Source organism: Proteus faecis (assembly GCF_030286765.1).
In the GTDB taxonomy this organism is placed as follows: domain Bacteria; phylum Pseudomonadota; class Gammaproteobacteria; order Enterobacterales; family Enterobacteriaceae; genus Proteus; species Proteus faecis.
Map to the genome: position 1 here is coordinate 1 of NZ_JASVWV010000003.1, position 12,680 is coordinate 12,680.

At 40.9% G+C, this 12,680-nt stretch carries 12 protein-coding genes and 1 pseudogene; 5 read left to right on the forward strand and 8 right to left on the reverse strand.

Annotation, left to right across the window (positions count from 1 at the left end; translation table 11 throughout):
* The 3 genes from QSH13_RS05600 to QSH13_RS05610 all read left to right on the forward strand — a co-directional run.
* Positions 1-126, forward strand: a 126-nt coding sequence (locus QSH13_RS05600) for a transposase (RefSeq protein WP_196544385.1), incomplete at its 5' end; no start/stop codon positions are given.
* A 432-nt stretch (positions 127-558) separates the two neighbouring features.
* The gene (locus tag QSH13_RS05605) at positions 559-816 is read left to right on the forward strand and encodes a hypothetical protein (protein WP_109398388.1); all 258 of its coding nucleotides are present in this window, start codon (positions 559-561) and stop codon (positions 814-816) included.
* Positions 817-926: 110 nt separating this feature from the next.
* Positions 927-1,619 carry an XRE family transcriptional regulator gene (locus QSH13_RS05610; RefSeq protein WP_109398389.1) on the forward strand — a complete coding sequence of 231 codons (693 nt, stop codon included), beginning with the start codon at positions 927-929 and terminating at the stop codon, positions 1,617-1,619.
* Between the two features lie 9 nt (positions 1,620-1,628).
* Here QSH13_RS05610 and QSH13_RS05615 read toward each other — a convergent pair whose 3' ends face one another.
* From QSH13_RS05615 to QSH13_RS05630, 4 genes are all read right to left on the reverse strand, one after another.
* Complete coding sequence (locus tag QSH13_RS05615) at positions 1,629-2,255, reverse strand: ABC transporter ATP-binding protein (RefSeq protein WP_109398390.1); 627 nt, start codon at positions 2,253-2,255, stop codon at positions 1,629-1,631.
* Positions 2,249-3,025, reverse strand: coding sequence for an ABC transporter permease (locus QSH13_RS05620; protein WP_109406656.1), 777 nt, complete (start codon positions 3,023-3,025; stop codon positions 2,249-2,251). The genes QSH13_RS05615 and QSH13_RS05620 overlap by 7 nt, the downstream gene beginning before the upstream one ends.
* A 100-nt stretch (positions 3,026-3,125) precedes the next feature.
* Positions 3,126-3,881 (reverse strand): molybdate ABC transporter substrate-binding protein, encoded by a 756-nt coding sequence (modA, locus tag QSH13_RS05625; protein WP_109398392.1) that lies wholly within the window; start codon positions 3,879-3,881, stop codon positions 3,126-3,128.
* A gap of 241 nt (positions 3,882-4,122) precedes the next feature.
* Positions 4,123-5,106 (reverse strand): sugar-binding transcriptional regulator, encoded by a 984-nt coding sequence (locus QSH13_RS05630; RefSeq protein ID WP_109398393.1) that lies wholly within the window; start codon positions 5,104-5,106, stop codon positions 4,123-4,125.
* A gap of 368 nt (positions 5,107-5,474) precedes the next feature.
* Between QSH13_RS05630 and cutA the strand changes: the two genes are divergently transcribed.
* Together cutA and sra are read left to right on the forward strand one after the other, a co-directional pair.
* Positions 5,475-5,783: a divalent-cation tolerance protein CutA gene (gene cutA / locus QSH13_RS05635; RefSeq protein WP_109398394.1), complete on the forward strand. Its 309-nt coding sequence runs from the start codon at positions 5,475-5,477 to the stop codon at positions 5,781-5,783.
* A 388-nt stretch (positions 5,784-6,171) separates the two neighbouring features.
* Positions 6,172-6,405 carry a stationary-phase-induced ribosome-associated protein gene (gene sra, locus QSH13_RS05640; protein WP_109406657.1) on the forward strand — a complete coding sequence of 78 codons (234 nt, stop codon included), beginning with the start codon at positions 6,172-6,174 and terminating at the stop codon, positions 6,403-6,405.
* Between the two features lie 126 nt (positions 6,406-6,531).
* Here sra and QSH13_RS05645 read toward each other — a convergent pair whose 3' ends face one another.
* The 4 genes and pseudogenes from QSH13_RS05645 to QSH13_RS05660 form a co-directional block, all read right to left on the reverse strand.
* Positions 6,532-7,584 carry a DNA polymerase beta superfamily protein gene (locus tag QSH13_RS05645; RefSeq protein ID WP_109406658.1) on the reverse strand — a complete coding sequence of 351 codons (1,053 nt, stop codon included), beginning with the start codon at positions 7,582-7,584 and terminating at the stop codon, positions 6,532-6,534.
* On the reverse strand, positions 7,568-8,347 hold the full coding sequence (locus QSH13_RS05650; protein ID WP_286038915.1) for a nucleotidyltransferase domain-containing protein: 780 nt from the start codon (positions 8,345-8,347) through the stop codon (positions 7,568-7,570). Before QSH13_RS05650 ends, QSH13_RS05645 begins: the two co-directional genes overlap by 17 nt.
* 508 nt (positions 8,348-8,855) lie before the next feature.
* The gene (locus QSH13_RS05655; RefSeq protein WP_286038916.1) at positions 8,856-12,287 is read right to left on the reverse strand and encodes a DEAD/DEAH box helicase; all 3,432 of its coding nucleotides are present in this window, start codon (positions 12,285-12,287) and stop codon (positions 8,856-8,858) included.
* 119 nt (positions 12,288-12,406) lie between these two features.
* Positions 12,407-12,647 (reverse strand): annotated as a pseudogene (locus tag QSH13_RS05660) (integrase core domain-containing protein); the annotation flags it as partial.
* Positions 12,648-12,680 lie beyond the last annotated feature (33 nt).

Below are 12,680 nucleotides of genomic sequence, written 5' to 3' on the forward strand. Positions count from 1 at the left end.
ACACATTTACGGATGCAAAGTAAAACGGGGCTTTTGTGGTCGAGATCGTACTTTGTCTGTAGCACCGGAGGGGCAACGATTGAAACGCTCAGAGCCTACGTTCAGAGTCAGTCAACGTCTGATTGATCTTTAAAGCCCTGCGGGCTTTTCGCCTTATATCCCCGCTCGCATTGGGCGAGGGTTTACGGCGTTTTTCGCTAAATATAAGGTTTTTTACCTAACATTATCTAATTAACAAACATTATTTAAATTAATATTTCATAGAGAATATTAATTTAAATAATACTAATAACAACATTACAACAAGTAAGCAGAGCAAAAAACAATTCTATTTGTTTTCACAATATATCATAGCGTATTATTGTCTGATATTTAGGTCATTCGCCTATAACACATTGCAAAAAAATACAAACAAACACTAGAAAAATTGTGATCACATACACTTTTTTGCATCATTAATGCTATTTAAGACAAATAGAAACTGCTTTTTTATCAACAAATAGGTAATCTAGCGGTCTGATTTTGATGACCAAACATGAATAGTTAAAAGGATATTTTATGTTTACTTCACAGCTCATGCTGGTCGGTTATGTATTGTTGGTAAGTCCTTGTGGAAATGATTCTTGTGATGCCGTTCCTGTTACAGAAACAATTTATACTAAAGATGAATGCACAACGCGACTTAACTACTTAAAACACAAAAGACCTGACCTTATTATTTTCTGTGGAGAAGTCTTGAGAGATCCTGAAGTTACTGATGAAAACCCTTATCTTACCCCACCAGATAGTGCTGACGACGTTTTCAAAATTAAGTAATTAATCTATTCTTCATTTTAAGCTTAAGATAAAATACAATTTAATTTGTTTTCTTTTTACGATATACTCTTTGTACTTGAATATGTAAGGACACGTATTAGGAGTCACTAATGTCTATTGCGAAACGTACCAAAGATAAACGCATTGCGTTAGGTTTAACACAATCAGAACTTGCCACTTTAGCAAGTACGACACAGCAATCCATAGAGCAACTAGAAAGCGGTAAAACTAAACGTCCCCGTTTTTTACCTGAATTAGCAAAAGCATTAGATTGTGATTTAGCTTGGCTACTTGAAGGTGAAGAAAAAACCAATGCAACTTCTGAAATTCCACCAGAGAATGAATGGCAACCTGTGAGTGAATGGGACAGTAATACCCCTTTAGGTGCTGATGAAGTAGAAATTCCCTATTTTAAAAGTATTGAGCTCGCAGCAGGTGACGGTTGTTGTACTAACGAAGATCATAATGGATATAAATTAAGATTTTCAAAAAGCACATTACGCCGTTATGGCGCATCTTCTCAGAACGTAATTTGTTTTTCTGTTTATGGCGACAGTATGTCACCTGTTATTCCAAATGGCTCAACAGTTACTGTCGATACGGGCAACACACGTATTGTTGATGGTGGTATTTATGCGATCGAACAAGATGCCTTGTTTAGAATAAAACTGCTCTATCGCCAACCGGGCGGTAAATTGATTATACGTAGCTATAATAAAGACGAATTTCCTGATGAATCAGCGGAAACAAATTCTGTAAAAATTATGGGCCGTATTATCCATTGGTCAGTAATGGCTTGGTAATCAATAATTTCATAGCATAGAATTCTCAGTCACAACTTGTCCTTTAGACAATAAAACCGTTTTATCTGCTAGCGCTTTTATTTCACGAGGCTCATGAGTAACCATGATCATCGTTATCTCCTTAGATTTTAAGGAATCAATTAAATCCCAAAGTTGATAACGTGTTTCCCAATCCAAACTTGAAAAAGGTTCATCCAGTAGTAAAAGTTTGGGTTGGCTAATAAGCGCTCTTGCCAATGCGACGCGCTGTTGCTCCCCTCCTGATATTTGATAAGGATAACGTGTAGCAAGATGTGCAATTCCCATTTGCTCTAATATCGCTTTTTCTCTCTCTTTACTTCTTTTCTGTTTTGCACCATATTGTGCTAACCATAAATTTTGTGTCACTGTCATAAACGGAAATAAATAAAGCCGTTGATTTAAATATCGGCAAGAGCGTAACCATACTGGTTGTTTATTTATATTTTTATCTGCAAGGTAGATATCACCAGAGTATAAAGTATATCCAGCAATTGCATTTAAAAGCGTTGTTTTACCACTTCCGGATGTACCACTTATTCCTAAACATGTTCCTTTTTCTACCTCCAACGAAACATTTTTTAATATACCCGTTGTTAATGAACGAATTTCTAGCATGATCTTTTCCTTTCTCGCTGTAAACGATGTAAGGCAAATAATAAAGTAATCGCGATAGCAATAAGAACAAGTGCACAGCCTATTGCCAGAGTGAAGTCTCCACTAGCGATATTTAAATAAATTGCCATAGGCAACGTTTCGGTTTTTAGCCTTGTTGCACCCGCTAACATTAACGTAGCGCCAAATTCACCTAAAGCTCTAGAAAATGCAATAATGCTTCCGCTCATTAGCGCCGACCAGCAAAGTGGTATTTCAATCAAGAAAAATGTTTTTGTTGGTGTTAATCCTAAATTTTGTGCAGTTTGAATATAAGCAGGATCAACCGACTTAAAAGCAGAAAGGCTATTTCTCATAATTATCGCGCTAGCGACATAAGTTTGAGCAATAATAATACCCAATGGTGAAAAAAGAGAGCGAGATAACTCAGGAAAAATACCCGTTAAAGGCCCCTGATTTCCTAACAATAATAATAATCCGATACCAATAACTAATGGAGGAGTCACCAAAGGCAAATCTAATAACGCATCAATGAAACGATGCCCTTTAAAAGGAATTCTTGCCATTGCCCATGCGGCGGGTACACCTAAGATAATTGCTAAACATAAAGACGTTAGCGCTGTACTAAGTGACATGCCAATAGCAAAATGGAATTCAGGATCAATAATAACTTGCCTCAATTCAACATAAGAAAGTTGAGATATCAGCGCAATTAGTGAGCCTAAGATCAGAAATAACAATAAAAAAAGTGGAATTAATGCCCATCGAAACACGTTATTTCCTTTTTTTAAGATAATATTTATTTTGCTATAATAATGAAAAAAGCCACCAGTGAGTTGGTGGCAAAAAAACACAATTTATGTGAGAAAAAATTTATGGTTTCGAAATTACAGGAAGAAAACCATAATCAGTAAAAGCCTTTATCCCTTCAGCGCGAGTAAAATAATCAGCAAGTAATTGTGCTTCTTCTGGATTGACTGATGTTTTTAAAACAGCAAGTGTTGCCACTTCTTCTGGGCTACCTTCGGGAACTGGAAGTAAAACAAGTTTATCTTGATTTTTCATTGCATCTGCATATCCAACAATGGCAGCATCCACTTCCCCATTTAATAAATACATAAGCAATTGTTTAATAGTTGCTGTACGTACAACAACTTTATCACGTAATTTATCGCCTTGGCCTGATGCATCAATAAGTTGTTCGCCACTTTTTCCTAATGCGATAGCTTTAGCATCCCCCATTCCTAGTTTTAATGAACTATTCGCAAGATCTTCTAGCGTTTTAATATTACCCACTTTATCTTTACGCACAGCAATAACTGGAATATGGCGAACAATAGAATACTGATTAACAACTTGGCCTTCTTTATCTAACTTTTCAACATAATCTTGTGATCCAGGAAAGAATAAATCTCCCTGCTTAGTTAAATTAAAGCGTGTTAATATTTGGCCTGAGCCACCATATTCAATAGTGACTTTATTTCCTGTCTCTTTTTCAAACACATCCACAACCTGCTCTACGGGTTGCTTTAATCCAGCCCCTGCATAAAGATGAAGCTCGGCTGCAAATGTATTATGGCAAATTAATCCTAATGCTAATCCTAGACTAGCAAGCAATTGGCGTTTCATAAAAGTGGTGATCCCAATCATCGCTATATAATTTTTTATATAATGAATGATATAAGTGTTTAAGGCAAGGGGCTCATATTAAAAAAGATAAAAATGTTAACAACTTATCATTTTTATCTTTTTCTTAAAGCTTACACATAAAGAAAAAGGCCGCTCAAAATAAATGCTTATTATCAGGGATAAGCAGATCTTAAATAGTCACACTTGCCAACAAATCCTCGCTTTCACGAGGATTTTATTATTAGTTATCTAGCTCTAATAATGCCAACGCTGTCACTTCATCAATCACAATATCAGTGGCATAACCTCCTTTTATCGCCCCTATTGTTGCTTGAATATTTTCCACACCACCAGCAATAAAAAGTCGCTGTGTTATTTGTCTTAACTGAGCAAGGCTTATTCCCATTATTCTAAGATCAATATCAGAAACTAAAGGATTACCTTGCGCATCATAAAAACGGCCACAAATTACACCAACAGCACCTAAATCACGATATTGAGCCATCTCACTGCTCGTTAAAACCCCCGTTGTTACCAAAGGATTATCATCAAATGTATTACCCACAACAAAAAGGGCTTTATTACACTGATTTAGCGCTGAAAAACTGCGCCTAATAATAGGCTCAGCTTGAAGTTCCATTGCTAGACGCGCACTAGAAACTACCGCAGGTACATGCAAATTAATACTGCACCCTGACAACTTGTTTGCAATTAACGCGGCTGCTTCTGTTGTTTTAAAATCTGGCTGTGGTGCTACGGCACCTATCATTTGTAGTACCGTGATATTTTTTAATGACTTGGGTGAAAGATAATTACCCAATTTATAAATTGTTCGTCCCCAAGCAACACCTAAAATATCATCATCATTAATTATCTGAGAAAGATACATTGCTCCTGCTTTTGCTAATCTTTCTCTGTTCATATTTAAAGTATGTTGCGACTTATTCTTTTCTTCATCAGGTAAAATAAGCACATTATTAAGATCGAATTTTGCTTTTATTCTGATGGCATAATCAATCGTAGAAAATACTGATGAATCCAAGTTAATATTTACGAATCCTTTTTCTCTAGCTAAATGCAAATATTTCACGACAGTAACACGAGAAACACCCATAATATTTGCAACTTCACTTTGGCTGAGTCCGTCCTGATAGTAAAGCCACGCTGCATAGAGAACGGGATCATTATCAAATAAACTCGCGTTTTTTAGCGAATTATTATCCATTTTAAACCCCACAAATTTTTATAAATCTTATGACTAATTAGTTTATTTTATATTAGAGATATTATTGAAGATAAAATGCCTTTGGCCAAATTAAGCCTATAACACAAATAGATAGATTTCATTAATCTGCTAATAATATCGGCACCCTGATATTTTTCTTTACTACAAGAACCTTATAATACGTAAAATGCCCTTAATAATGCCGTAAACAGCTCGTATCGAGAAAGTTTTTTTTGAAAATACTGTTTTATTTCGCTAAAAATAAAAATATTAGATTTAAGTTTTAAAAAGTTTTATTTTGATAAAATTAAAATCACCAAGCCTTATTGCTACTATGAAAAATCAAATTAATTTTAAAAGGAAAAACAATGATAATTGCATACTCAACAGCACCAAATGAAACAATCGCTAATGAAATTGCTCATTACCTCATCAATGAAAAACTTGCTGCTTGTGTAAACTTAATACCTCAAGTTAAATCTATTTATCATTGGGACAATAAAATTATTGAAGATAATGAAGTACTTATGATGATAAAGTCCGAAAAAAGCAAACAGCAAAACTTAATTGATGCTCTTGTCGAAATACATCCCTATGAGACTCCTGAAGTGATTATAATACCGATTGAAAATGGTTTTAAAGGTTATCTTAATTGGATCCATACCTCTTTAAATTAAAATAACGTAAATTTTTAGCGATATCTCGTTTCTAATATTTTTTCAAAAAAATGATAATTAATTGTAATTTGAAACAGCTTATTTTATCTCAATTATGAGACAAATAACTTATTGTTAATATTAAAGTAAATTTATTATTTTTAATATGACAAATATTTAAAATACACCTAATAAGTGTAAATAGTTTAATTTTAACTAAATACAATTTAGATAGTTAATTAAATTTTAAATAGAAAAATATTTATTTTATTAGTCTTGTTATATTTTAAAATATAGAGACTAAATAGCCTTTAATGCTAAACTAATAAGATTACCAGCATCTTATCCTTTTTATTTTCTGTTATAATGAATAGGCTTTCTCTAAATTACATGCAAAAAGGAGTGAGTTGTGAAAACAAACAGAGTCGCAAGACGTATTTTAGGTTTACCTTATAATTTAAGTCGGTCTAAAAGGAAAGTGCGTTTTTCCATTATTGCCTCTACAAACGCTGAAAATGTACCAGCAGAGTTAAAAAATACAGCTAAAATCTGTTTAAAACAAGATTTCAGAAAAAATGCAGAGCACAAACGTATATATATGAAGTTAACAGATGCTTACCCAGAGTACCTTGCAACTAATTAATATTTTTATACGTTAACGCTATTTAATAAATATTTTCATATTTTGTTCGTATATTTAAAATATTAAAAATAGCATATCCCTTACATTACGTAAGGGATATTAATTTCTAGTTAGTTTATTTTCCTACTATTTATAAAGCTCTTTTCTCATATTTATAAGAGCAAGTTCCGCACTTGAAGGTTCAATTTCATCAGGCAATAAGCTTAGCTGAAATGCACTCTTAATAGCCTTAATAAGAATTTCACTACGCTCTAATAATTCATCATAACTAAACTGTCCTGCTTTAATTGCTAATAATTCATCTCTATTATCACACCAAACCTTCACTTTCCCTTCTTGTGCTATCCCTAGTGCGATATAAAGTAATCTAAAAGTATGCATCATATTCTTACTATCGTAACTTCTTCCATGCCCGATGTTTTGTTGATAACGAGCATCATTACGTTGCTCAACCCATTGCCAATATTCATGATATTGTTTGCGATATGCGCTATAACCTTCTTTATTAAAACTAAGATAACCTTCTAGTTTTGCTGTTTTAGAAATACTACTTAGCAATACATCATTAGCATTCTCTTTTTTTATTATTCCTTGATAAGGCGCTTTATCATCATAATAAATTGCATAAATATCTTGAGCATGGGGAAGTTTTGTTAACCCAATATGCTCTTGTTTCCAATGTCGATTTTCTAGCCACGTATTGATTAATATTGTTTTCCCATTTTCAATTACATAACAAAAATCGAGGATCGTTTTTAATTTTTTTTCAACCGGATTTACTATTTTTTTGTTTAGTCCTTGAGCTTTCTTAATTTGTCCTTGAGCATAGTGCACAAATGTTTGAACGCAAGTTTTAGACAAAAACCATTCTGGTTTTATCAATGACATTAAAGGGTGTCGATAAATAACCATATGTTCAGGTGAATTCAACAGCTCTAAAATATTAGGGTTAGATGCACACAATAGTTCTATAAACCTTCCAAGTTCGTAATAGACTATATCATTAGTTTCATTACTTACTTGGGGTGTGTATTCCAATCCATAAAAAAGATCTTTAGGGAGATAAAATACACCTTTAATATCTGTATCCGATGTTTCCGTTGCAAGATTATGTGAACGACTTCCAGCAATACTTTCAAATAAAAGGTAAGGTTTTATATCTTCAATAGTCAGTTTCATCTAATTTTTTCCTAAACCAATTATTTAAAATTTCATTATCTGGTACTGTTCTTTTAGCTAATTGGACATTTGTCTCTTGCCATAAAAAAATCACCAGATGTTGCATCGCCACTGTTGGAACCCAAGTAAAATGCTCATCTTTATCTGATTTAAATTCTACTAATTCGTGGATAACATTTTGTTCTTCAACAGATAAGATTTTTATCAATTTATTTAGCTCCATGGGTGGGATATCACCTGTTTTTACTGTCCAATAAGCCGACAGCAGAGAGCGTAATAGATAGAACCATTTTTTTAATTTTATAGGTTTTTCATCGGCTTCATTTTTTGTTTTATCTTCCGGAAAATAGCCACTCACAACTTTAGCTATCCCTCTATAATGATGCACAATGACTTTTGGCTGGTAATAGAGTGTTGCCAGTTCAAACAACTCTTTTTGAACATTAGGATATTGTTGATAAACTATTGGCGATTGAAGCCATTCTAATAATATACAGTTCGATTTTCGCAATAGATGTAGTGCTTTGGTAATATCCCAAGCGCCTACATCAAACCAACTATTTTCTATCCATTCGAAGGTTTCTTTTGGCTTATCTATAGAAAGATAAGCATTGCGAGGACGTATAAAAATACCTCGTACATCATAATCACTATCTGTTGAAGCAAATCCCCAGGCTCGGCTACCACTTTCTGCAACATAAAGTAATTTAACTTGATGCTCTTGCTCTATTTGTGGGAGTTTTTTTAATATCTCATTATGCATGATCTCCTTATCTCCTATTTTCTTAATTTGTAAGATCTCTTAGTAAGAATAATAAAGGTCTATTCATTACGATAGAACAACTTATTCTAAATTACCGTTAAGCGAATAAATATCAATTCAAAAATTTATTGAGTTTATTGTTTATAAAAATAAGCCTATCGCTAATAAATAGAAATAGACAAAAAAGCCACCAGTAACATACTGATGGCTCTTGGTTTTTTAACCTTTATCAACTATTGCTGATAAACGGTATTTTATTCCCACTCCATTATTAATAGACATATAAATTATATATTTATCAGTAAATTATTAAGAAAGATACAAACAATACCATGATTGATGCCATGCTTAGAACTAAAGGCCCGGAGGTGCTCCCTTTTGCCGTTCAACAATGATTCACCGAAACCACAGAGAGAGGTTGTAAGCATGGCCGGGCCTGGACCGAAGGCGCCGTTCCTCCGCGACTGGTTGAACGGCGGGTCTGGCAAGTCGCGGACGCTCGATTACCCTAGTGCGCAAAGATCCTCAGCCTGGCGTTCGCGCGGCCGCACGTCGTCGACAGGCCGTCGATGTACATGAGAAGTTGCCGCGTCCGGTTGGTCAAAGTGTTCGCCAACGCACGTTTGCGCGCAGTCTCAATGTTTAGCAACCGGCCTGCGACGAGCCAGACCTCCTTGGCAATACGGCGATCACGCAACGCCGCGCGTACCGTATCAGCAACGTCAGCGGGAGCGACCCCTCCAGTGTTGCGGAAGATGCGGATACTTCCCGACGCTGGCGCTGGGATAGTGGTCTTGTTCGCGGTGTATGCGCGCTGCCACCGATCGTTCTCGATTTGGGGCGACGAGGTCAGGAAGAACCCTAGCGATGCAGCCACCTGGCGTCCAACCTCCTGGATGGCCGTCACGGAGGCGCTTTCGTCACCGTCGTCCTTCCCCAGAGCTTTTGCGTGAAGCAGCACCACCTTGCTGTCTGAGACCAGAATGAAGTCGGCCATCTCCTGGCCGTCGTCGTCAAGGAGGATAAGAGGGAACTCCCGCAGCGCCTTGGCGTAGTCGTCGGGTGCCGGGCCGGTGAGGCCGATGTATTTGGCAGTCAGTCCGAAAATCGACTCCTTTTGCCACTTGCTGACGTTGCCGTTCGCCCATGCTGCTTCTCCTTTCTCCACGAACGTGTCTCTCAGCGCCGGTACGGCAACAGCAACATCGAGTGCCGGGACACGTCTGTCCGACACGATCTCCCGCGCCTTGGCCCATTTGCCATGCATGTAAACCTTATCGGCCTCGTCGGTGAGGACGCGAAACGCCTGCTCGGCGTTGATTCTCTCGGTTAACGTCATGACCATACCCGAAGCCGAGAAGCCTTGCTGGAAAATGGCGTTGAGTTCGTCGCTTGAGATTGCGTAGCGGCCGGACTTGGGGTTGTAAGTGATCGAGCAGCCCAGCTTGCTACCATCACTCATCGTAACCTGGAATTGGCCGTCGTCGATGTCGGCGCAGAGGTCGATCAAGGACGGCGCCTTCGGCGTCGACGGCTGCCCCTCACGGTCGGCGATGAACGCTCCAAAGTCGTCAAGCGGCTGCAGATCGAGCAGTATATTCCGGGGGTTCTTCGCCTTTTCTGGGTCCGGTGTTGTGAGCTGCGCGAAACGATCGAACACCCGGTTGCCCGCCGTCGCGGCGGTGAGCTCGCGGTCGATATCGGTGGCCCACCTCACGTACTCATCGACGCCAACGCGGCGGACACTCGCGTCAGTGACCTTGGAACGGCTAAGGCCTAAGTAGCGTGCGGTGCCTCCAACATATCCCGCGACGTTGGTAGGAAGGAGCACCGCATCCAGCAAGTCCGTAAACGTATCCTCGAAAGATGCGGTGCTGGTCGTCGTCGCCCGGATCGCGCGGTCCGCCATTTCGAGCGATGTGGCAGCCAGCTTGGTGATGCGGACCTTACGGTCGTTGCTGCTCGGACCGAAGAGCCGGACGAGGATCTGCCTGTCCAGACGCGTGACGCCGATCTTGTTGGCATCGAACGGCACACCGTCGGTGTCGAACACGAACAGTCGGTCGTTGATCCGCACCATTAGCGTGACCCCAAACTGCCATTCTGTAACAAAATGGCGACTGAGGTAGGGGCTTTCGTCGACGGAGAAGAAGGTCCAGCCCCAGACTCCTTCCGGCAAATCGTCCACGGGGTGGACCACGAAGCGATTGCGGGCGACGATGCCCTCGCGGGTCTCAGTTTCCGCAAGAGTCGCGTCGAAGTCCGGACCGATGGCGAAAATCGCTGCGCGGCGGGGGACCAGAAGATCATCACGGTGCAACGGACCCGTTACAGGAAGTCTCTGGCGGAAGCTCCCATCAACATACTGTTGATCCGGCATCGCCGGGACGATCCTCTCGGGCAGATAAGCCTCGCCGGGAATGATGCTGGCAAGATTCTCCTCCCCTGCGGCTTCGAAGGCCAGGTATTGTGCCCAGCTGGTCTTGAGCCTTGCGAGCTGCTCGGCGTTGCGTGCAACCACCGTCGCCATCTGGATTTGCTGGCGCTTCGCATCGGTCGAGCGCAACACCCGACCGATCTGTTGCACGAGCTGGCGGTCGTTCGTGAAACCATCCAAAATAGCGACAGCGACGAACATCGGATCGTCGATGCCTTCAAGTAATTTTGTTTGGTGCAGCCAGAAGGTCGCTTCTCCGGCCTTCTTCTGCGCCTCCCTTACCGTGACGAAGCGAAGCGGATGCAATTTACGGTTATCACCCTTGCCCACTTGGTCATGGATCAACACCGCGTCTGTCTGTTTGCTCCCCGAAAGGAGGGGCTGCAACGTCGCGAGCGCGCTCCATGATGCGGCCCGCACGATGATTTTTGAACCGGCCGGGCGGTCCTTAGTAAGCAAGGGTGCGAGTTCGAGCAGCTGGTCAGCAAAGGTCTTGATTGCCGATGCGTCGCCGTCGGCTAACGCCTGGTCGATATCCTCGTTAAAGCAGTTGATGGCCGTCGCGCTACCGTTCTGCGAGTCTAGCGTGGCGAAGCACACGTCCCTCACGATTTTGGCGTCGGCCGCCTTCAGAAACGAGAAGTTGTAGGCGAACGAGCCGCGTACGGTGAAAAGTTTATAGTCGTTGCGGAAGGGGGTAGCGCTAAGCAGGATAGTTGGCAGCGCAAGTTCTCTGACGCTCCGGCTCCACGACGCTGCCGGCTCGTAGTGCCCCTCGTCCACGACGACGAGATCGAACGTGCCCAACAGATCAAGGATGCGGTCCAGCCGTGTGAGTTCCGCCAACTTTGCTTCATTTAGCGGAACGCCAGCAGCCTGACGCCTCAACTTGTCTCGCTCTGTCCGGATCTTGTCGAGAGCTTGGAGGGTGCCTACAAGAACGGTTCGGTCGCTAGCTTCCACCATGTTGCAAATCTGTTCGGTTCGAGCCCTGTTCGGCAGCAGAATTTCGATCGCCGCAGGTTCGACGCCAGAGTCCGACCAGACCTTGTTGCCCGGCTCTGCGCATCCCATGTTCGCCCAAAACCTGCGCCGGATATCGGCGTGCATTTGCTGAACAAGGCCTTCCCTTGGCGTTAGTACCAGCGCACGTCGAACCTTGGGGAGGCATCGAGTCAGCACGGCGATGACCCCCGATTTCCCGCTACCCGTCGGCATCTTGACAAGGGCGCCTTCGGGTTCACCCGTTTGTTGCGAAACGCGGACGTAGGCGGCACCGAGAGCTATTGCCTCCTTCTGGTTCTGCCAGAGTGATAGGCCGTTCGGAGTACCGGTCCACACAGGCAGGGCTTCAAGGACCTTAATGTCCGCAGCATAGGCGCCACCATCGAACTTAGAGGCCTCAGGCACGTCGAAGGTCGTGTTCCGACCATGGTAGGCAAGGTTCAATCTCACTCTGTTCACTCCAATATAGCTCCCGCTGTCAGAAAATGAATAATGCATGCTGTGCGCTCTTATCCAAACACTTTTCGCATTTGTAGTGGTCAACTAAAACTAGCTACTGTTTTAGAGTTTTTCCAGTATCTTGATCCTGTCCACCAACTGTAGATGTCTACTTCCCCTTATCTGAAATAGTTCTGATTAGCGTTTTCCAGTTGCTTACGGTAAAACTCGAGCGGAAGATTATTCAGGTTTTCATGTGTCAGGTTACGGTTGTAATCCTGCATCCAGAACTAGGCCATTTTTTTATCTGACTCAGTGATTCAAATAAATAGGCATCTAAAAAATCACGGCGAAAAATGCGTTTTGTTGAGGTTTACCCAGTTGAATATAATTCAGTGTGACACCGTTTTCTGTACAGAAAACGGTACCAGTTTATAAGATGAATCGGCCTGG